We start from the raw sequence: 19,694 nt of genomic DNA, 5'->3' as shown, positions 1-19,694 counted from the left end.
AAAGAGGCATCGTGGAAACAAAAAAGGCGGCTTGCGCCGCCTTTTGCGATTGCAAAGATCGCATGATAACCAATCGGCGTGAGCTCCCGCGTGATCGGCGGGAGCACATGCGTCAACTGGCGGACGGCGTGTCGCCCTGCTCCGGCGGCACTTCGTCGGTCAACGCCTCCTCCAGCCGCTCGAATACGCGTCGAGTCGCGCCGCGCGCCTGAAGCGCGAAAAGCAGCAGCGACCGGCCCGTGACCTGATAGACATCGCCCGAATCGAACTGCGGCAGTTCCTCGCGGACCGGCGCGTTCGTGTCGATCAGACAGCTCCACTGGTCAGGGCCGGGAATGTCCGGCAGCGTGAAATCGACGACATCGTGGTACGCGTTCACGATCAACAGAAGCGTCGCGTCCGATGCCGGCTTGCGGATGCCGGTGGCCTGCGCGCGGCCGTCGATCACCACGCCGAAGCAGCGCATGCCCGGGTCGTCCCACTGCTCGGGCGTGAGCGCGTCGCCGCTCGGGCTGAGCCAAGTCACGTCGGCCACCTCCAGGTCTTCGCGGACTTCGCCCGTCAGGAACCGCTGGCGTCGCAGCACCGGCAGCGTATGACGCAGCGTCGTCAGCTTGCGCACGAACTCGGTCAGCGCGCGGCCGTCGTCGTCGATGCCTTCCCAGTCGACCCAGCTGATCTCGTTGTCCTGACAATACGCGTTGTTGTTGCCCTGCTGCGTGCGGCCGAACTCGTCGCCCGCGAGGACCATCGGGGTGCCTTGCGAGAACAGGAGCGTCGCGAGCAGATTGCGCTTCTGCCGCTCGCGCAACGCGCGGATCTCCGGATCGTCGGTCGGACCTTCGACGCCGCAGTTCCACGATTTGTTGTCCGAATGACCGTCCTTGTTGTCCTCGCCGTTCGCCTCGTTGTGCTTGTCGTTGTAGGAAACGAGATCGTTGAGCGTGAAGCCGTCGTGCGCCGTGATGAAGTTCACGCTCGCCCACGGACGACGCCCGCGCTTGTTGAACTTGTCGCCCGAAGCGGTGATGCGCGTCGCCAGTTCCGCGGATTCGCCTTCGTCGCCCTTCCAGAACGCGCGCACGGTATCGCGATAGCGGTCGTTCCATTCGGCCCAGCCCGGCGGGAAGCCGCCGACCTGATAGCCGCCCGGACCGCAATCCCACGGTTCCGCGATCAGCTTGACGCTGGAGAGAATCGGGTCCTGGCGGCAACTGTCGAGGAAGCCGCCGCCTTCGTCGAAGCCATACGGCTCGCGGCCGAGAATGGTCGCGAGATCGAAACGGAAGCCGTCGACGTTCATCTCCGTCACCCAGTAACGCAGGCTGTCGGTGACCATCTGCAAGACGCGCGGATGCGAGAGATTGAGCGTGTTGCCCGTGCCCGTGTCGTTGATGTAGTAGCGCGTCTGCTCGGGCATCAGCCGGTAGTACGAGGCGTTGTCGATGCCGCGGAACGATAGCGTCGGCCCGCGCTCGTTGCCTTCCGCCGTGTGGTTGTAGACCACGTCGAGGATCACTTCGAGGCCGGCTTCGTGCAAGCGGTCGACCATCTCCTTGAACTCCGCGACGACGCCCGGCCCACGCGAAAAATAGCGCGGATCGGCCGCGAAGAAGCCGATGCTGTTGTAGCCCCAGTAGTTCGTGAGGCCCTTGTCGAGCAGATAGCTGTCGTTCACGAACGCGTGGATCGGCAGCAGCTCGACGGACGTCACGCCGAGGCTCTTGATGTAGTCGACCACTTCCTTCTGCCCGAGCCCTTCGAAAGTGCCGCGCATGTTTTCCGGAATCGCCGGATGGCGCTTCGTGAAGCCGCGCACGTGCGTCTCGTAGAAGATGGTGTGTTCCCACGGCACGCGCACGCGCGTCGCATGCGTCCACGTGAAGTTCTGGTCGATCACCTGGCATTTCTGCATGAAGGGCGCGCTGTCGCGTTCGTCGAACGTGAGATCGTCGCCTTCTGCGTTGAGCGTATAGCCGAAGAGCGCCGGGTCGAACTTCATCTCGCCGACGTGCGCTTTCGCGTACGGGTCGAGCAGCAGCTTGTTCGGATTGAAGCGATGTCCGTTCTCCGGCTCGTAAGGCCCGTGCACGCGGTAGCCGTACACGGCGCCCGGCGCCAGTCCATGCAGATAGACGTGCCAGACTTCGTCGGTGTATTCGGGCAGCTCGATGCGCTGCGTTTCCTTTTCGCCTTTCTCGTCGAAGAGGCACAGTTCGACTTTCGTCGCGTTCGCGGAAAACAGGGCGAAGTTGACGCCGTTTCCGTCCCATGTCGCGCCAAGCGGAAACGGGGACCCTTCGGCAATGCGGAATTGATTCGGCATGAGGATGATCTGCAGAGAATGACGCGCGATGCGTCGGGATAGGGGTGCCGCATTGCACGGCAATAAGCGGATTGGGTAAGAGCAAGGCATGTGCCCGCAGCGACGACGCCAGCGCCCTCGAAAGCCGCGCGCGAACTGCGGTATGCTGACCTGTCCATCGCACATGCAGCATTCGCTCGCCGAAGGAGACACGTTTGTCCACGCGCTTCAACTCCATCCCGACGACATCGCAAGCAAGCGGCACCGCCGATGAAAGCCGCGCCGCCGGCCGCGCGCTGCGCGACGCCATCCCTTTCGAAGCCCACGCGAACTGGCAGCCGGAGCCGGACCGCCCCGATCCCGTCGAGCGCGTGCTCGCCGTCAACGCGGGACGGCAGGCGCGGCTCGTGCCGCTGCGCATGTCGCGCATGGCCGAATCGCCGTTCGCGTTCCTGCGCGGCGCGGCGACCGTCATGGCCTGGGATCTGTCGAGATCGCCGTCGATCGGCCACAACGTGATGATCGACGGCGACGCGCACATCAACAATTTCGGCCTCTTTCGCACGCCGCGTCAGGACGTCGTGTTCGATCTGAACGATTTCGACGAGACGATCGTCGCCCCGTGGGAATGGGACCTGAAGCGCCTGACCGCGAGCATCAACGTCGCGGCCCGCGAAAACAGCGTGGACATGGAAGGCCGGGAGCGCGCCGTGCGTTCCGCGTGCGAGGCGTACCGCACGACGATGAACGAACTGCGCCAGGTGAGCCCGTACGATTTGTGGCAGATGCGCTCTTACGCGAGCGCGCTGCACATCGACGCGCCCACGCATCTCGACGCCGACGAAAAAGCCACGATCGAGCGCACCGTCGAGCGCGCAATGAAACGCTCGCACGCGACGATGCTGGCCAAGGTCGCGGAGCCCGCCGGCAAAAGCTGGCGCTTCAAGGTCGACCCGCCGATCCTCACGCAACTCGACGCCGCCGAGAAAAATCACGTCATCGACGGCTTCAGGGCGTATCTGCAGACCATCGCGGGCGAGTGGCGCATGATGCTCGAACGCTACGATGTCGTCGATGTCGCCCATCGCGTGGTGGGCGTCGGAAGCGTCGGCACGCGTGCGTATCTGGTGCTGCTGATCGGCCGCGCACTCGGCGACCCGATCTTCATGCAAGTGAAGGAAGGCATCGTGCCGGCTGCCGCGCCGTTCGTGCCGCCGCTCGAAGAGCCGTTCCGGCATCAGGGCAGGCGCGTGGTGCATGGTCAGCGGCTTCTGCAAAGCTCATCGGATGCGCTGCTCGGCTGGACGACCATCGCGGGGCGCGATTTCTACGTACGCCAGATGAAGCAGATCCGCGGCTCCGTTCCCGTCGACTGGCTGCATGGCGCGACGTTCGACTTCTACGCGTGGTGTCTCGGACTGCTGCTCGCCCGCGCGCATGCCCGCACCGGCGACCCGGCGCTGATCGCGGGCTACTGCGGCGCATCCGACAAGCTCGATGCCGCCTACGCGGTCTGGGCCGAGCGATACGGCGCCCAGACCGTCGCGGATCATGCGGCCTTTTGTGCGGCGATCAGCGTGGGGCGCGTTCAGGCCGCGTAGTCACTCGCCCCGCGACGCGCGACCGGATTGACTATCATTGCCTTGCCTGCGAGCGGAATGCACGGCTTGCGTGGTTCTGCTCGCGCTCGATGGCTGCGTGTTCACAACAATCGTTTCAGACCTGAAAAGGAGGAATCCCCGCATGAGCATGATCGAAGAATTCAAGAATTTCGCCCTCAAGGGCAACGTCATGGACCTCGCAGTGGGCGTCATCATCGGGGGCGCGTTCTCGACCATCGTGAACTCCGTCGTCAAGGATTTGATCATGCCGGTCGTCGGCCTCGCGACAGGCGGGCTCGATTTCTCGAATCTCTTCATCCGGCTCGGCCACATACCGCCGACCTTCAAAGGCAATCCCGATTCGTACAAGGATCTGCAAACGGCGGGCGTGGCGGTGTTCGGCTACGGCTCGTTCATTACCGTGCTGATCAACTTCATCATCCTGGCATTCATCATCTTTCTGATGGTCAAGTTCATCAACAATCTGCGCAAGCCCACCGAAGCGCCGGCACCCGCCGCGCCGCCCGAAGACGTCCTGCTCCTGCGCGAGATCCGCGACGAACTCAAGAAGACGCCGCGCGTCTAGACGAGCGTGGGGGTCGCGCGCAGAGCAGGCCCTTGGAGCCCCGCTTTGGGGCGCCCTATCCGCCTTTCGTTAGCATGGGCGCTTTTTTTCTTCGCGAAGGCTATTCGCGCGGCGCACAGCAGGACTATTATTGAGACAGATGTCAGATAGATACCCATAGGAAATGCCGAGGGGATGCCAGCGGGCCGCCAACGGGTCATCGGCACGATTCATGCGCTTCTGACGCCTGTCGGCAATTTTGCCGATCGCGCGTTCCGGAGGCCCGAATCACCGTGACCCGATCACATCGATGCGCTATAAAAGATCGACGTGCGGCACGCAAGACGGGAGTGGCCGCATGAGGACGCTGCGTTTCTTGCAATTCTTTTTCAGGCGAGTTTTTATGTCCTTCCCGAAAAAGCGTAGACGCGTGAAGGCTGATGGCGATGAGTCGTTTCTCGCCGTGCTGCGGCATTTCAAGCCGTTCGGCCAGCTGGATACCAAGATTGCACGCGCTCGCGCGCAGGACGAACCGGTGCTGTACGCCCATGCGCTGCCAGGACTCGATGTCCTGCTGTGCAGTGTGCGCGGCGCCCAGCCGCCCTACCCGGCCATCGACGAGCTGCACCGGCGCTGCGTCGAATCCATCACGAATGCTCTGGAGCAGCCGCTCGACGGGCTCGAGAACGGCGGCTACTGGTACGAGGCGAACGGCTTCGGCTTTCTTGTCTTCGCAAGCCGCGCCCGCACGCAGATTCTGAGCGAATTCGGCGCGACCGTTTCGGCTCGCAGACGCCGCGGCACGCGCCGTCAGGATGCAGGCGACGCCGCTTCGCGTCCGCTGCGTTGACCGCCGGCATTTTGCATTCGATATCTTCCGCGTGACACGGCGGCCTTGCTGCGCCGTGGCGCGCGCCTTGCTGGATCGAAGTCCGAGCAAACCACAAGGAGAACAGCATGTCGGATCACGTCTATAAGCAGATCGAACTCACCGGCTCCTCGACGCAATCGAGCGATGACGCCGTGCGCGTCGCGCTGGCCAAGGCCTCGAAGACCTTGCGCAATATGCACTGGTTTGAAGTGACCGAGACGCGCGGGCATATCGAAAACGGCGAAGTCCTGCACTGGCAGGTGACGATCAAGGTGGGGCTGCGGATCGATGATTGAGCGTCGAGTGTCGGCGTTTTGCATGCGGTAAGTGAAAACCGCGCCCTCGGGCGCGGTTTTCGTTTCAGGTGACGACGCGCCTTACTTCGGCAGCGACCCGTCCACGCCCTCCACATACCAGTTGATACGCTGCATTTCCGGGTCCGACAGCGTCTTGCCCGTCGGCACCTTCTCTGCGCCCGACTGATCCTTGATCGGACCGCTGAACACATCCCACTTGCCCGAGTGCAGTTCGTCACGCTTGGCGGCAACGGCCTGCACCGCCTTCGCCGGAATCGCGCCGGTGTTCAGGTCCTCCAGGTCCACGGCCTTTTGCGGGATGCCGAGCCACACCGGATCGTTCTTCCACTTGCCGTCGAGCACCTTCTGGATCACGTCGTTGTAGTACACGCCCCAGTGCGCGACAACCGAGCCGAGATGCGCATCCGGGCCGAACTTCTTCATGTTCGAATCCCAGCCGAACGCGTGCACATGCTTTTCGTTCGCGGTGTTGAGCGTCGCGTTCGAATCCGTGTTCTGCAACAGCACGTCCGCGCCCTGCCCGATCAGCGTCTCGGCCGCCTGCTTTTCCTTGCCCGGATCGAACCAGCTATTGATCCATATGACCTTCGTATGGATCTTCGGATTCACCGAACGCGCGCCCAACGTGTACGCGTTGATGTTGCGGACCACCTCGGGAATCGGCACCGACGCCACGAAGCCGAGCGTATTCGTCTTCGTCACATAGGCCGCCGCGATGCCCGCGAGATACGCGCCCTGGTACATGCGCACGTCGTACGTGCCGAAATTCTTCGCCTTCTTGAAGCCCGTTGCGGTCAGGAAGATCGTGTCCGGAAAGTCCTTCGCGACCTTCAGCTGGAAGTCCTGATAGCCGAAGCTCGTGCCGAAGATCACCTTGTTGCCCTTGTTCGCCAGATCGCGAAACACGCGTTCCGAGTCCGCGGATTCCGGCACGTTTTCCACGCGCGTGATCTTGATCTTGTTGCCGAACTTCGCTTCGGCTTCCTTGCTGCCGGCGTCGTGCGCGAAGGTCCAGCCCGCATCGCCCGGATTGCCGAGATAGACGAAGGCGACGCCCGGGGCGTCGGCGGCTTGCGCACTCGCGGCGGCGAGCGTCGCGGAGAGCGCGACAGTGGCCGTGATCGCCTTCAGCCAGGTTTTCTGCATCGTGATGCTCCTCTTTGGATGTTGTATGCAAAACGGAAAACGGTTCGCCTGAAGTTTCGTCGGTCAAAAAACGCGGCGGAACCTCAGGCGCACGCGGTGCGGTGGCGGAACAACACACACCGATCGCGCAAATTGAATGCGGCACTTTGCATGCGGTACCGCGAATGCAAAATGCCGGCACGCCACGCGCTTTAACTCGCCGCGAAAAACGGCTTGCCGAGCGATGCAGGCGCGTTGAGCTTGATCGTGTTCGGGTTGCGCGAGATCAGCACGAGCACGACGATGGTCGCGATATACGGCAGCATCGCGAGAAATTGCGTCGGCACCGGCACGCCGATGGCCTGCGCGTAGAACTGCAGCGCCATCACCGCGCCGAAAAGCAGCGCGCCGATGAGGAGACGCCCCGGCCGCCACGTCGCGAAGACGACGAGCGCGAGCGCAATCCAGCCGCGGCCTGAGGTCAGTTGCTCCTGCCAGACGTGCAGATAGACGATCGAGTAGTAGCCGCCCGCGATGCCCGCCATGCCGCCGCCGAAAAGCGTCGCGCAGTAGCGCACACCGACCACCGGAAATCCGACCGAATGCGCCACCGCCGGCGATTCGCCGACCGAGCGCAGCACGAGCCCCGCGCGGGTCTTGTACAGGAACCAGCCGATCACCGCGAACATGATGAACGCGAGATAGCCGAGCGGCGTCAGCGAGAAGATCGCCGGGCCGAGAACGGGAATCGACGAGAGGCCGGGAATCGGCAGCACGTCGATGGTCGCGCGCACCGCAGCCGACGTGTACGGCTTGCCGACGTACGCCGAGAATCCGATGCCGAAGATCGTCAGCGACAGGCCCGTGGCGACCTGATTCGCGAGCATGGTGATGGTGAGGAAGCCGAACAGCAGCGCCATCGCGAGCCCGGCGAATACCGACGCGAGAATGCCGAGCCACGGACTGCCCGTGATCGACGTGACCGCGTAGCCGGCGACCGCGCCCATCAGCATCATGCCTTCGACGCCCAGGTTGAGCACGCCGGACTTCTCCGCGACGAGTTCGCCCGCGCCCGCGTACATCAGCGGAATGGCCGCGATGACCGCGCTCGATGCGAGATTGCTGGCTTGATTGATATCCATCTTCGAGTTCTCTTATGCGGTCTCAGGCAGCGCGGTGCGCCGGGGTCCTGCGCCTGATGCGGTAATTCACGAACAGATCGCAGCCGAGGAGACAAAAAAGCAGCAGCCCCTGGAACACGCCCGCGAGCGCCTGCGGCAATTGCAGCGATGTCTGCACTGCTTCGCCGCCGAGATACAGCAGCGCCATCAACAGACTCGCGAGCACGATTCCCACCGGATGCAGCCGCCCGACGAACACGACGATGATCGCCGTGAAGCCGTAGCCCGGCGACCAGCCGGCCTGAAGCTGCCCGATCGGTCCCGCCACTTCGCCCACGCCCGCGAGACCCGCGAGTCCGCCCGAAAGCAGCAGCGAAGTCCAGATGGTCTTCTTGTCCGAGAAGCCCGCGTAGCGAGCGGCGAGCGGCGCGAGACCGCCGACGTTCATCCGGAACCCCGCAAAACTCTTGCGCATGAAAAGCCAGACGAGCGGAATCGCGATTACCGTCAGAAACACCGACGCGTTGATGCGCGTGCCCTTCAGGAAGCTCCAATGCCAGTCGCCGTAGACACGCGGGAACAAGGCGTCGTCGACGAACATTGCGGAAATCGGGAAGTTCATGCCTTCCGGGTCGCGCCACGGACCGCTCACGAGATAGATCAGCAGTTGCGCCGCAACATACGTGAGCATCAGGCTCGTGAGAATCTCGTTGGTGTTGAAGCGGCTTTTGAGCAGCGCCGGAATGGCGGCCCACAGCATGCCGCCCGCGATGCCGCCGATCACCATCAGCGGCAGCGTCCACCAGCCGGATGCATCGCCGACGTGAATGGCGATGCCGCCCGCGACGATGCCGCCGAGCAGCATCTGCCCTTCCGCGCCGATGTTCCACACGTTCGCGCGATAGCCGACCGCCAGCCCCAGTCCGATCAGGCACAGCGGCGACGCCTTCAGCACGAGTTCGGACCAGCCGTTCACGGTCGAGAGCGGCTCGATGAAAAACGCGTGCATCGCGCGCAATGGGTCCTGGCCGACGACGCTAAAGATCAGGAAGCCGATAAGCAGCGTCGCCACGGCCGCCACCACCGGAACCGCAAGCTGCATGGCGCGCGAGGGCGTCGGGCGCGCTTCGAGTCGATACGGAAAAATCATGCTTATTTGCTCAAAGAATCGAGTTCGGCCGCGGGCGCGCGCTTGCCCTCGAACAAGCCCGCCATGAAGAGGCCGATTTCCTCGGCGTTCGTTTCGCCCGTCGCGCGCACCGGCGAGAGCTTGCCGCGTGCGAGCACCGCGAGCCGGTCGCAGATGTCGAACAGTTCTTCCAACTCTTCGGAGATCACGAGAATGGCGACGCCGCGCGACGCGAGATCGAGCAACTGCTGGCGGATGAAACCGGCCGCGCCGACATCGACGCCCCAGGTCGGCTGCGCGACGACGAGCACCTTCGGCGCCTGTAAAATTTCGCGTCCGACGATGAACTTCTGCAAGTTGCCGCCCGACAGGCTCTGCGCGAGCGCGCCGCTGCCGCCGCAGCGCACGTCGAACGCCTGAATGCAGCGATCAGCAAAGCTGCGCACCGCGCCCGATCGAATCCAGCCGCCGCGCACCATCTGTTGCCGATGCGCGGTCAAGAGGCCGTTTTCCGCGAGCGACATCGCGGGGACCGCGCCGCGCCCGAGCCGTTCTTCCGGCACGAACGCAAAACCGAGCCGGCGCCGCGCGCCCGCCGTGAGCCGGGCGGCGGGCGTGCCGCAAATCGACACGGCATCGGCCGCGACGTGGCGATCGCGAATCTCGCCTGAAAGCGCCGCGAGCAGTTCCGCCTGGCCATTGCCCGACACGCCCGCGATGCCGAAGATTTCGCCCGCCCGCACCTCGAACGACACGTTCTGGAGCGACGTGCCGAACGGGTCCGGACTCGCCACCGAAAGATTCCTGACCGCGAGCAATGCATCGCCCGGCGTGTGGGTGCGGCGCGTGTAGTCGGGCAACGAGTGACCGACCATCAACTGCGCGAGCGACGCGTGCGTTTCCTTGCGCGGATCGACATTGCCGGTCACGCGGCCACCGCGCATCACCGTGGCGTTCTCGCACAGCGCCTGGATTTCGTCGAGCTTGTGGCTGATGTAGAGAATGCTGCAACCTTCGGCCGCGAGCCGGCGCAGCACCGTAAAGAGCTTCTGGACGGCCTGCGGCGTGAGCACGGAAGTCGGCTCGTCCATGATGAGCAGCCGCGGGTTCTGCAACAGGCATCGCACGATCTCGACGCGCTGCCGCTCGCCGACCGTCAGGCTATGAACGTGCCGCTGCGGATCGACATCGAGCCCGTAGTCCTTCGACACATCCCGAATGCGCTTGGCGAGCGCCTTCATGTCGAACTTGTCGTCGAGCGCGAGCGCGATGTTTTCGGCGACGGTCAGCGTTTCGAACAGCGAGAAGTGCTGAAACACCATGCCGATGCCGAGCTTGCGCGCCGCGGCCGGACTGCCTATGTCGACGGTCTCGCCCTGCCAGCGGATCTCGCCTTCGTCCGGGCGCACCGCGCCGTAGATGATCTTCATCAGCGTGGACTTGCCCGCGCCGTTTTCGCCGAGCACCGCGTGGATCTCGCCAGGCATGACGACGAGATTCACGCCGTCGTTCGCCTTGACGGACGGGTACTGCTTGCTGATGCCGGACAACGCCAGGCGCGGTGGCGTTGTCGACTTTTGGATGGCGTCGCCCATTGAGCTCTGAATATGCGTCCGACCACCGAGCAGGCCGGACTGGGAAGAATTACCGCGAGAGGGAGCGCAAGACACCGTTGTCGCACGAACTCATATCGCGGGCAGAATTTACAGAATTCGAGGCGCTAAGTCGATCACTCAAAATAGCGCGACTCCCCGCCTAGCGAGCATTTGCGGGTTAGTCACACCTTGACGCAAAGTCTATGTCATATTAAAAACGATATGTTGTACCCCGCCATCGATCAGCCAGAACATATAGTGGAGATAACATGAGTCAGCAACGCGAGGCGATCGATACGTACTTATTGCGCGTCTTGCACACCTTGCTGATGGAACGCAGCGTCACCCGCGCGGCCGTCAAGCTCAATCAGTCGCAACCCGCCATCAGCGCCGCGCTGCGCCGCCTGCGCGACATCACCGGCGACCCGCTCCTCGTGCGCGGCAAGTCCGGCATGGTGCCGACCGAATACGGCCTGCGCCTGCTCGAACCGACGCAGAACGCGCTGCGCGAAATCGAGCGGATCAAGGTCCAGCAGCACAACTTCGACCCTTCCACATCCGTGCGGTGCTATCGCATCGGCTGTCCCGACTATCTGAACGTGCTCTTCGTGCCGACCGTCGTCGAGCGATTCCGGCAGGCCGCGCCGAACGCGACGCTCGAGTTTCATTCGCTCGGCCCCGCGTTCGATTACGAACTGGCGCTCGAAGACGGCAAGCTCGATATCGTCGTCGGCAACTGGCCGGAACCGCCCGAACAACTGCATTTGTCGAATTTGTTCGTCGACAAGATCGTGTGTCTCGTCAGCAACACGCATCCGTTCGCCAAGCGCGGCGGGCTCACGCTCGATCAGTATCTCAACGCGCCGCACCTCGCGCCGACGCCTTATTCCGTCGGTCAGCGCGGAGCAATCGACGTGCATCTGGCGCGCGAACGTCTGAAGCGTCATGTCGTCGTCACGCTGCCGTACTTCAATCTTGCGCCTTACGTGCTCATCAAGTCGGACCTCGTTTTCACGACCACGCGCCTCTTCGCCGCCCATTACGCGAAGTTTCTGCCGCTCGCGGTGGTGCCCGCGCCGCTCGACTTCCCGCCCATGCAGTATTACCAGCTTTGGCATGAGCGGTGTCACTACTCCGACGAAGTTCGCTGGTTGCGCAGCCTCGTCGCCGAAGCGACGCGCTCGCTGATCGATCAGCCTTGAGCTCGCAAGCGGTGCGGCGCGCCTTCAGTGCGCCGCGTTCGCCAGTTCGTCCGCCCGCGCGTTATGCGGCGCTATGACCGCACTCTCTCACTACCACTTTCCCGCGCACCGGGACGCCACGCGCTTCGCCCTTAAGTGAGCGGCGCGCCCCCTCACTGCGCCGCATTCGCCAGTTCGCCCGCCAGCGCGTTATGCCGCTCCACGACCGCGCGCAAATCCACCGTCGTCAGGCGCCCTTCTTTCACGACCACTTTTCCGTCGATGACGCTCGTCGCGACCTGCGACGGCGCGCAGAACACGAGCGCCGCAACCGGATCGTGCAGCGCGCCCGCGAACGCCGGCTGCGACAGATCGAACGAGACGAAATCCGCCGCCATGCCGGGCGCGAGCGCGCCGATGTCGTCGCGGTTCAGCACTTTCGCGCCGCCGAGCGTCGCGATTTCGAGCGCTTCGCGCGCGGTCATGGCGTCCGGTCCGAAGCCGACGCGCTGAAGCAACAGCGCCTGCCGCACTTCGCCGACCATCTGCGCGCCGTCGTTCGATGCGGAGCCGTCCACGCCCAGCCCGACCGGCACGCCCGCGTCGCGCATGGCGCGGATAGGCGCGATGCCGGACGCAAGCCGCATGTTCGAGCACGGACAATGCGCCACGCCCGTTCCCGTGCGCGCGAAAAGCTCGATGCCCGGTTTGTCCAGCTGAACACAATGCGCGTGCCATACGTCGTGGCCGACCCAGCCCAAGTCTTCGGCATATTCGGCGGGCGTCAGGCCGAACTTCTCGCGGCTGTACGCAACATCGTTCACGTTTTCCGCCAGATGCGTATGCAGCGACACGCCGTACCGACGCGCGAGCGCCGCGGAATCGCGCATCAACTCGCGGCTCACCGAAAACGGCGAGCACGGCGCGACGACCACGCGCAGCATCGCGTAGCGGCCTGCGTCGTGATACGTCTCGATGAGGCGCTGCGAGTCCTTCAGGATCGCGTCTTCCTTCTCGACGACCGAATCCGGCGGCAGCCCGCCGTCTTTCTGGCCGACGCTCATGCTGCCGCGCGCCGCGTGAAAGCGCATGCCGATTTCGCGCGCCGCCGCGATGCTGTCGTCGAGCCGGCTGCCGTTCGGATACATATACAGGTGATCGCTCGATGTCGTGCAGCCGGATAGCAGCAGTTCGGCCATCGCGGTCGTCGTGGAGACGGAGATCATCTCGGGCGTCAGATGCGCCCAGATCTTGTAGAGGTTCGTGAGCCAGCCGAAAAGCTCGGCGTTCTGCGCGGCCGGAACCGCCCGCGTCAGGCTCTGATACATGTGGTGATGCGTGTTGACGAGGCCGGGAATGACGAGATGCCCGCGCATGTCGAGCACGTCGTCGGCGGTCTGCGGAAGCTCGCTCGTCGGGCCGACCGCCACGATGCGGTTGCCTTCGATAAAGAGGCCGCCATCGGCGATTTCGCGGCGCTCTGCGTCCATCGTGACGAGCATGTGGGCGTTCTTGACGAGCAGGCTGCGGGGTGTCGCATTCATTCAATGTTCTCCGGAAACGGGTTGCAGCAAGGTAAGAGGACCAGTGAAAGCCCCGGTTACCCAGCGAATGAACGCCGTCTTCGGGACGCGGCTCGATTGCGCGCGGTGTCACTGTCGGCAGCCAAAAACATCGCCGCAATCACAGAGCCGCCATAGTGGACTTCAGCCCGGCGATATATTTGCGAATTTTGGCGCAGGTAGCATCGCAGCAAAAGCCGTGCGGATCGCCCGCGCGTCGCGGTCCGAGACGAGCGGCGGCGCTCATGCGGCCGGCATTATCTTTCCTATCGCGGACGCACAGCGCGTCTCGAATTTCTACAATGCTGTACACGGCGCGCATCTGAAACGCCGACGGGTATGTAGCCACTGACGTGGAGCCTCGATCCGCCGCCGCCGCACGGTTCCCCACAGTGCGGATTTCGGATCGATGCGCGAGCCGGACATCGCACAACACAAGGAACATGCGAATGGGCAAGCTCACCACCCACGTCCTCGACACCGCGCACGGCCGCCCCGGCGCGAACATCCAAGTCGAGCTCTTCGCGCTATCCGGCGACACCCGGCGCGCAATCAAGACCACCCTGACCAACGACGACGGCCGCTGCGACGCGCCGCTGCTCGAAGGCGCGGAACTCGAAACCGGCGAATACGAACTCGTTTTTCACGCGGGCGATTATTTCGCCGGGCTCGGCGTGAAAGTGCCCGAGCCGCGCTTCGTCGATCGCGTCGTGCTGCGCTTCGGCATTGCGGACGCCGCCGCGCATTATCACGTGCCGCTTTTGGTTTCGCCGTGGGCGTACAGCACGTATCGCGGCAGCTGAACCGCGCCAAGCAAGCGATGAGAGCACGCCGCGCATCGACGGAGTGCGCATAACGAATCGGTAGTGGAGGAGTTCATGGAAGGCTTTATCACCGACTGGCTGAATCTGGTCTTGCGCTGTCTGCACGTGATCGTGGGGATCGCGTGGATCGGCGAGTCGTTCTATTTCGTCGCGCTCGACAACAGCCTGAAACCGCCGCAGGACCCGAACGCCCGCCGGCGCGGCGTGTTCGGCGACTTCTGGCACGTTCACGGCGGCGGCTTCTATCACATGCAGAAGTATTCGGTCGCGCCGCAGGACATGCCGGAAAATCTGCACTGGTCGTTCTGGCCGTCCTACACCACGTGGATGTCCGGCTTCGGCCTCTTCTTCGTGCTGTATCTGCTCTCGCCGAGCACGTATCTGATCGACAAGAACGTGCTCGACATGGGCCCGGTCGTTGCGGTGTCGGCAGCGCTCGGCTTTCTGATGGCCGGGTGGATCGTCTACGATTCGCTGTGCCGCCTGCTCGGCCACAACGACAAGCTGCTCGGCATTTGCGTCGGCATCTACGTGCTGATCGCGGCATTCGTCGCGTGCCATGTGTTCTCGGGCCGCGCGGCGTATCTGATCACCGGCGCGATGATCGCGACGATCATGTCCGCGAACGTGTTCTTCGTCATCATTCCGGGACAGCGCAAGATGGTCGCGGCGATGCTCAAGGGCGAAACGCCGAACGCCATCTACGGCAAGCGCGGCAAGCAGCGTTCCGTGCATAACACGTACTTCACGCTGCCGGTCGTCTTCGCGATGCTGTCCAACCACTACGCGATGACCTACACGCACAAGTACAACTGGGTGATCCTCGTGCTCATCATGCTGGCGGGCGCGCTGATCCGTCAGTTCTTCGTGATGCGCCATCGCGGGCAGGTGCTGTGGTACATGCCGGTCGCGGGTCTCGTGCTGGTGCTCGGCGCGTTCGCGTGGACGATGCCCGCGCCGACCGCGCCGGTCGCGCAAGCCGCTGGCGCCCCGACGATCAAGGTCGCCGACATTCAGCCGATCATCCAGCAGCGTTGCGCGGTCTGTCACTCCGCGCATCCGACGATGATGGGCAGCGCGCCGGCAGGCGTTCTGCTCGACACGCCCGCCGAGATTCGCCAGAACGCGCAGCGCGTGCATCAGCAGGCGGTGACGTTGAAAGCGATGCCGCTCGGCAACGTCACGCAAATGACGGATGCCGAGCGTCAGAAGATCGCCGCTTGGTTTGATGGAGGCGCGGTGCAGTAAGCGTCGCGCTGCTGCGAGACGGCCCGGATCGGCTTCTGCCGCGCGGGCCGTTTTTTATTGCGCGGCGAAGTAGGCTTTGACCGCGTCGATGACTGTGTCGATATCCTCGCGCGACACATCGCGATGCGTCACGAACCGCGATGCGTAGAGCATCTGCGTGAGAATGCCACGCTCTTTCAGCCACGCTTCGAGCGGCGCGCAATGCTTCTCGGGAATCTGCGCGAACACCATATTGGTGGCTTGCGACTGAATCACGATTCCATCGATCTCGGCAAGCCCCGCCGCGAGCCGCGCCGCGTTCTCATGATCCTGCGCGAGCCCGTCGACATGATGGTCGAGCGCATGAAGGCACGCCGCCGCGAGCACGCCCGCCTGCCGCATGCCGCCGCCGAGCACCTTGCGCCAGCGGTGCGCAATATCCACGAGCGCCTTGCTGCCCACCAGCACCGAACCGACCGGCGCGCCGAGCCCTTTCGAAAAGCAGATGGAGACGGTATCGAACGGCGCGCACAGCTCGCTCACCGGCCTATCCGACGCCACCACCGCGTTGAAGATGCGCGCGCCGTCCAGATGCGTCGAGAGGCCGCGATCGCGGGCCAGCTTCGTCGCCTGCGCCACGTAGTCGGCCGGCAGCACTTTCCCGCCGATGGTGTTCTCCAGCGCAAGCAGGCGCGAGCGCGCGAAGTGATCGTCGATGGGCTTGATCGCCGCCGCGATCTTTTCGAGCGGCAACGAACCGTCGGGCGCGTTCTCGATAGGCTGCGGCTGGATGCTGCCGAGCACCGCCGCCCCGCCGCCCTCGTATTTATACGTGTGCGCCGCCTGCCCGACGATGTACTCGTCGCCGCGCCCGCAGTGCGCCATCAACGCGGCGAGGTTGCTTTGCGTGCCGCTCGGAAAGAACAGGCCCGCTTCCTTGCCGGTGCGCTCCGCGAGCGTGGACTGGAGCTTGAGAACCGTGGGATCGTCGCCCCAGACGTCGTCGCCCACTTCGGCGGCTGACATGGCGGCGAGCATCGCTTGGCTCGGGCGGGTGACGGTATCGCTGCGTAGGTCGATCTGGCGTGCTGGCATCGTGAGTCGCTTGGTCGGAGTGAGCGTCACAGTGTAGCGCGCAACAAAAAAGACCGGCCATGCTGCGCCGGTCTTTCCGTGACTGCCAGGGGCAATACGCGCAATACGTGCAATACGCGCGACGACTCAGCGCAGCGCCTCTTGTGTCAGCCACAACGACTCTCTCAGGTCCTGCTCGTTGAGATTCAAACCATCGCCGCCGCGATCGACGACGATGAAATCGCTGACCTTATCCAGCGCAATGAGCGGGTGATGCCAGACGCCTTTCGCGTAATTCACGCCCTGCCAGCCACGCGTGACGAACGCGCGAATCTGCGATTCGTCGAGGTCTCCCGCCGGCGCGACGACCACGAGATACGGCCGCTCGTCGAGCGGAATGAACGCCTGCGAGCCGAGCGGATGACGCTCCATCATCTTCACTTCGAACGGCAGCACGCGCGGCTGGCCGCGAAAAAGATTGACGAGCGCGCGGCCGCCCTCGTCCGTCACATCGACCCTGCAGAGATCGTGAAAGCGGATCGTCGTGCCGAGGTTGATCGGAATCTGCTTGGCGCCGTCGAGCTCGATCACATCGCCGAAAGGCTCGAACGCCGCGCGCGTCAACGGTTCGATCGCGAGCGTCTTCATCATGCAAGCGTTCCGAAAAGACGCAGGCGCGACACGCCGCCGTCCGGGTAGATGTTGAAGCGCACGTGCGTGACGGGGCCGAGCGCCGCGAGTTCGGACTCGAAGAAGTGCTGCTTGTCCATCTGCAGCTTCTGTTCCGACAACAGCACCGGCCAGAACATGGCCTGCGTGACGAGCGAGCTGTCCGTGCCGCCCTTCACATACGCCGCCTGCAGCGAGCAGCGGTCGGGGAAATTGCCCTTGAAGTGCGCGGTATCCACTTCGACTTTCTTGATGATGCCCGGCTGCGCGAGCGCGACGATACACCAGTCGTTGCCAGGCTCGCGGCGGCGGCGCGTTTCCCAGCCGTCGCCCATGTTGACGCCGCGGCCCGGCATCAGAAGCGTGGACGCGAGACCGAAGTGCTGGTTGTTCGTGCCGACCATGTACGCGCCGTTTTCCATCGCGGCGAGATCGAACAGTTCGTTGCGATCCGCGTTGCGCCAGTCGAGCTGCGGCTGACCGTACACGCGCAATCGCGCGATGCCGCCGTCCGGATAGATGTTCACGCGCAAGTGCGTGAACGGCTCGGTGGATGCCACATCCAGATAGTGATGGCTATTGCCCTGCAGCGTCGTGGACGGCACGATTTCAGTCCATTGCGTGGACTGGCTCGGCGCGCCATCGGCGACATGCGCGCCTTCGATCGACGCCGCCGGAGGGAAGTTGCCGGTGAAGTGGCTCGTATCCAGATCGATGCCTTTGATCACGCCCGGCCGCGCCAGCTTGACGATGCACCAGTCGTAGCCGGTCGTGCGCTTGCGCCGCGTTTCCCAGCCGTCCATCCACTTGCCATGTTCGTCGTATTTGCCGGGGATGAACACGGCCGGCTCGGGGTTCAGCATGCGTTCCTTCGGCGCGAAGAAATCGTCGCTCGCCTCGAGTGCCTGCGCGCCCAGACGCGGGTCCGCGAGATTCACATAGCGGCGCGTGAAATCGGGCGCGTTGGGATCGAGTGTCGGAATTGCCATTGTCTGCGTCCTGTTGTCGTTGCAAGGGAGGATCAGGCGCGGATCAGGTCGTCGAGCCTGAAGCGCGCGATCCGGTAAATCTGGTCGAGACTCGTGCGAAGCTCTTCGTCGCGGTCGTGATTCACGCGCGCCTCGAAGTTCGCGATGATGCCGTGACGGTCATAGCCGCGCACCGCGAGAATGAACGGGAAGCCGAACTTCTCGCGGTACGCCGCGTTCAGCGACTGGAGCTTGTCGAACTCTTCCTGCGTGCAGAGATCGAGGCCCGCGCCGCTCTGCTCACGCGTCGATTCGGCCGTGAGTTCGCCGCGCACCGCCGCCTTGCCCGCGAGTTCAGGGTGAGCGTTGATGAGCGCGAGCTGCTTCTCTTCGCCCGCCGTTTCGACTGCTTGCGACATGGTCGCGTGCAATTCGTCGATGCTCGAAAACGGGCGCTTCTCAGCCGCGATCTCCGCGACCCACGGCGAATGCTCGAAGATGCCGGCGAGCACGGTCACGAACGCGTCGACTGGCATGGTGTTGAGTTGGTCGAGTGTGGTTTGCATCGCCTTCATGCCGCCGTCCCGTTGTCTGCCTGCGCTTGATCGTAGGGGTGATGTTCGCGCCAGTGCCGCGCGATATCGACGCGCCGCGTCACCCACACGCGGTCGTGCTTTTCGATGTGATCGAGAAACTTCTGCAAGCCGCGGAAGCGCCCCGGACGGCCGAGCAGCCGGCAGTGCATGCCGATGGACAGCATCTTCGGTGCTTCGTCGCCTTCTTCGTAGAGCACGTCGAAGGCGTCGCGCAGGTACGTGAAGAAGTGGTCGCCCGTATTGAAGCCTTGCGGCGTGGCGAAACGCATGTCGTTGGTGTCGAGCGTGTACGGCACGATGAGTTGCGGCGTGCTCTTGCCGTTGCCCAGATCAACGTCCATCCAGAACGGCAGGTCGTCGCCGTAATAGTCCGAGTCGTACAGGAAGCCGCCGTATTCCGCCACCAGCCGATGCGTGTTCGGACTGTCGCGGCCCGTGTACCAGCCGAGCGGCCGCACGCCCGTCACGCGCTCGATGGCTTCCATCCCGAGACGCATATGCTCCGCTTCGCGCTCCGGCGACATGTCCTGATAGTGAATCCAGCGATACCCGTGGCACGCGATCTCATGCCCCAGTTCCACGAACGCCCGCGACAGCTCGGGATGCCGCTCCATCGCCATGCCGACGCCGAACACGGTCAGCGGCAGGCCGCGCTTCTCGAATTCGCGCAAGATGCGCCAGACGCCTGCGCGCGAGCCGTATTCGTAGATGGACTCCATGCTCATGTGACGCGCCGGATACGACGCCGCGCCCACGATCTCCGACAAGAACTGCTCGGAGCCGGGATCGCCGTGCAGCACGCAGTTTTCGCCGCCTTCTTCGTAATTGAGCACGAATTGCACGGCGACGCGCGCACGCCCCGGCCAGTTCGCCTGCACGGGATGGCGGCCGTAGCCGATCAGGTCGCGTGGATAGTTCGGATCTAGAGACATGGCTGGGTCGGGAAACGGGGCGTTGGGAAGCG

18 protein-coding genes are annotated in these 19,694 nt (G+C 63.9%); 7 read left to right on the top strand and 11 right to left on the bottom strand.

All coding sequences use genetic code 11. The features are described from left to right. Positions 1 to 112 precede the first annotated feature (112 nt). Positions 113 to 2,326 (bottom strand): glycogen debranching protein GlgX, encoded by a 2,214-nt coding sequence (gene glgX, locus NCR35_RS07560; protein WP_250533869.1) that lies wholly within the window; start codon positions 2,324 to 2,326, stop codon positions 113 to 115. Positions 2,327 to 2,520: 194 nt separating this feature from the next. Here glgX and NCR35_RS07555 point away from each other — a divergent pair, with 194 nt between their 5' ends. The 4 genes from NCR35_RS07555 (at position 2,521) to NCR35_RS07540 (ending at position 5,638) form a co-directional block, all read left to right on the top strand. Beyond that, positions 2,521 to 3,906, top strand: a complete 1,386-nt coding sequence (locus NCR35_RS07555; RefSeq protein WP_250533868.1) for a DUF2252 domain-containing protein — start codon at positions 2,521 to 2,523, stop codon at positions 3,904 to 3,906. Between the two features lie 142 nt (positions 3,907 to 4,048). Continuing rightward, positions 4,049 to 4,492 carry a large conductance mechanosensitive channel protein MscL gene (mscL, locus tag NCR35_RS07550; protein WP_250533867.1) on the top strand — a complete coding sequence of 148 codons (444 nt, stop codon included), beginning with the start codon at positions 4,049 to 4,051 and terminating at the stop codon, positions 4,490 to 4,492. 337 nt (positions 4,493 to 4,829) lie between these two features. Next, complete coding sequence (locus NCR35_RS07545; protein ID WP_206468060.1) at positions 4,830 to 5,321, top strand: hypothetical protein; 492 nt, start codon at positions 4,830 to 4,832, stop codon at positions 5,319 to 5,321. 107 nt (positions 5,322 to 5,428) lie between these two features. After that, positions 5,429 to 5,638 (top strand): dodecin, encoded by a 210-nt coding sequence (locus NCR35_RS07540; protein ID WP_175940183.1) that lies wholly within the window; start codon positions 5,429 to 5,431, stop codon positions 5,636 to 5,638. A gap of 81 nt (positions 5,639 to 5,719) precedes the next feature. On the opposite strand, the gene NCR35_RS07535 is transcribed toward NCR35_RS07540, so the two are convergent. The 4 genes from NCR35_RS07535 to NCR35_RS07520 all read right to left on the bottom strand — a co-directional run bounded on the left by NCR35_RS07535 (position 5,720) and on the right by NCR35_RS07520 (position 10,629). Beyond that, the gene (locus NCR35_RS07535; protein ID WP_250533866.1) at positions 5,720 to 6,805 is read right to left on the bottom strand and encodes a BMP family ABC transporter substrate-binding protein; all 1,086 of its coding nucleotides are present in this window, start codon (positions 6,803 to 6,805) and stop codon (positions 5,720 to 5,722) included. Positions 6,806 to 6,996: 191 nt separating this feature from the next. Then, entirely contained in the window at positions 6,997 to 7,926 is a 930-nt protein-coding gene (locus tag NCR35_RS07530; protein ID WP_250533865.1) for an ABC transporter permease, read from the bottom strand. Positions 7,927 to 7,948: 22 nt separating this feature from the next. Beyond that, entirely contained in the window at positions 7,949 to 9,055 is a 1,107-nt protein-coding gene (locus NCR35_RS07525; protein ID WP_250533864.1) for an ABC transporter permease, read from the bottom strand. Positions 9,056 to 9,057: 2 nt separating this feature from the next. Next, positions 9,058 to 10,629, bottom strand: coding sequence for an ABC transporter ATP-binding protein (locus NCR35_RS07520; RefSeq protein ID WP_250533863.1), 1,572 nt, complete (start codon positions 10,627 to 10,629; stop codon positions 9,058 to 9,060). A gap of 269 nt (positions 10,630 to 10,898) precedes the next feature. Between NCR35_RS07520 and NCR35_RS07515 the strand changes: the two genes are divergently transcribed. Further along, entirely contained in the window at positions 10,899 to 11,831 is a 933-nt protein-coding gene (locus tag NCR35_RS07515) for a LysR substrate-binding domain-containing protein (protein WP_175940178.1), read from the top strand. Between the two features lie 152 nt (positions 11,832 to 11,983). Here NCR35_RS07515 and NCR35_RS07510 read toward each other — a convergent pair whose 3' ends face one another. Beyond that, positions 11,984 to 13,354 carry an 8-oxoguanine deaminase gene (locus NCR35_RS07510; protein WP_250533862.1) on the bottom strand — a complete coding sequence of 457 codons (1,371 nt, stop codon included), beginning with the start codon at positions 13,352 to 13,354 and terminating at the stop codon, positions 11,984 to 11,986. A 467-nt stretch (positions 13,355 to 13,821) separates the two neighbouring features. Between NCR35_RS07510 and uraH the strand changes: the two genes are divergently transcribed. Then, positions 13,822 to 14,175 carry a hydroxyisourate hydrolase gene (uraH, locus tag NCR35_RS07505; protein WP_250533861.1) on the top strand — a complete coding sequence of 118 codons (354 nt, stop codon included), beginning with the start codon at positions 13,822 to 13,824 and terminating at the stop codon, positions 14,173 to 14,175. A 75-nt stretch (positions 14,176 to 14,250) separates the two neighbouring features. Beyond that, positions 14,251 to 15,444, top strand: coding sequence for a urate hydroxylase PuuD (locus NCR35_RS07500; protein WP_250533860.1), 1,194 nt, complete (start codon positions 14,251 to 14,253; stop codon positions 15,442 to 15,444). A gap of 54 nt (positions 15,445 to 15,498) precedes the next feature. Here the strand turns inward: NCR35_RS07500 and ltaE are convergent, their stop codons facing one another. From ltaE to puuE, 5 genes are all read right to left on the bottom strand, one after another. Further along, positions 15,499 to 16,518 carry a low-specificity L-threonine aldolase gene (gene ltaE, locus NCR35_RS07495; RefSeq protein WP_250533858.1) on the bottom strand — a complete coding sequence of 340 codons (1,020 nt, stop codon included), beginning with the start codon at positions 16,516 to 16,518 and terminating at the stop codon, positions 15,499 to 15,501. A 126-nt stretch (positions 16,519 to 16,644) separates the two neighbouring features. Then, positions 16,645 to 17,145, bottom strand: coding sequence for an ureidoglycolate lyase (locus NCR35_RS07490; protein WP_250533931.1), 501 nt, complete (start codon positions 17,143 to 17,145; stop codon positions 16,645 to 16,647). Further along, the gene (gene alc / locus NCR35_RS07485; RefSeq protein WP_250533856.1) at positions 17,145 to 18,155 is read right to left on the bottom strand and encodes an allantoicase; all 1,011 of its coding nucleotides are present in this window, start codon (positions 18,153 to 18,155) and stop codon (positions 17,145 to 17,147) included. Before alc ends, NCR35_RS07490 begins: the two co-directional genes overlap by 1 nt. Before the next feature lie 32 nt (positions 18,156 to 18,187). Continuing rightward, positions 18,188 to 18,709, bottom strand: coding sequence for a 2-oxo-4-hydroxy-4-carboxy-5-ureidoimidazoline decarboxylase (uraD, locus tag NCR35_RS07480; RefSeq protein ID WP_250533855.1), 522 nt, complete (start codon positions 18,707 to 18,709; stop codon positions 18,188 to 18,190). Continuing rightward, positions 18,706 to 19,662 (bottom strand): allantoinase PuuE, encoded by a 957-nt coding sequence (gene puuE / locus NCR35_RS07475; RefSeq protein ID WP_250533854.1) that lies wholly within the window; start codon positions 19,660 to 19,662, stop codon positions 18,706 to 18,708. Before puuE ends, uraD begins: the two co-directional genes overlap by 4 nt. Positions 19,663 to 19,694: the final 32 nt, after the last annotated feature.

It is taken from the genome of Caballeronia sp. AZ10_KS36, assembly GCF_023631105.1.
Taxonomy (GTDB): Bacteria; Pseudomonadota; Gammaproteobacteria; order Burkholderiales; family Burkholderiaceae; genus Caballeronia.
This window is presented reverse-complemented; position numbering and strand designations above follow the sequence as displayed.

Excerpts from the sequence above, each read along its gene's own strand:
- NCR35_RS07545 (WP_206468060.1), top strand. The coding sequence starts at position 4,830 with ATGAGGACGCTGCGTTTCTTGCAATTCTTTTTCAGGCGAGTTTTTATG.
- NCR35_RS07540 (WP_175940183.1), top strand. The coding sequence starts at position 5,429 with ATGTCGGATCACGTCTATAAGCAGATCGAACTCACCGGCTCCTCGACG.
- NCR35_RS07500 (WP_250533860.1), top strand. The coding sequence starts at position 14,251 with ATGGAAGGCTTTATCACCGACTGGCTGAATCTGGTCTTGCGCTGTCTG.
- NCR35_RS07510 (WP_250533862.1), bottom strand. The coding sequence starts at position 13,354 with ATGAATGCGACACCCCGCAGCCTGCTCGTCAAGAACGCCCACATGCTC.
- NCR35_RS07530 (WP_250533865.1), bottom strand. The coding sequence starts at position 7,926 with ATGGATATCAATCAAGCCAGCAATCTCGCATCGAGCGCGGTCATCGCG.
- NCR35_RS07520 (WP_250533863.1), bottom strand. The coding sequence starts at position 10,629 with ATGGGCGACGCCATCCAAAAGTCGACAACGCCACCGCGCCTGGCGTTG.
- NCR35_RS07490 (WP_250533931.1), bottom strand. The coding sequence starts at position 17,145 with ATGAAGACGCTCGCGATCGAACCGTTGACGCGCGCGGCGTTCGAGCCT.
- uraH (WP_250533861.1), top strand. The coding sequence starts at position 13,822 with ATGGGCAAGCTCACCACCCACGTCCTCGACACCGCGCACGGCCGCCCC.
- NCR35_RS07515 (WP_175940178.1), top strand. The coding sequence starts at position 10,899 with ATGAGTCAGCAACGCGAGGCGATCGATACGTACTTATTGCGCGTCTTG.
- NCR35_RS07525 (WP_250533864.1), bottom strand. The coding sequence starts at position 9,055 with ATGATTTTTCCGTATCGACTCGAAGCGCGCCCGACGCCCTCGCGCGCC.
- puuE (WP_250533854.1), bottom strand. The coding sequence starts at position 19,662 with ATGTCTCTAGATCCGAACTATCCACGCGACCTGATCGGCTACGGCCGC.
- ltaE (WP_250533858.1), bottom strand. The coding sequence starts at position 16,518 with ATGCCAGCACGCCAGATCGACCTACGCAGCGATACCGTCACCCGCCCG.
- alc (WP_250533856.1), bottom strand. The coding sequence starts at position 18,155 with ATGGCAATTCCGACACTCGATCCCAACGCGCCCGATTTCACGCGCCGC.
- uraD (WP_250533855.1), bottom strand. The coding sequence starts at position 18,709 with ATGAAGGCGATGCAAACCACACTCGACCAACTCAACACCATGCCAGTC.
- glgX (WP_250533869.1), bottom strand. The coding sequence starts at position 2,326 with ATGCCGAATCAATTCCGCATTGCCGAAGGGTCCCCGTTTCCGCTTGGC.
- NCR35_RS07535 (WP_250533866.1), bottom strand. The coding sequence starts at position 6,805 with ATGCAGAAAACCTGGCTGAAGGCGATCACGGCCACTGTCGCGCTCTCC.
- mscL (WP_250533867.1), top strand. The coding sequence starts at position 4,049 with ATGAGCATGATCGAAGAATTCAAGAATTTCGCCCTCAAGGGCAACGTC.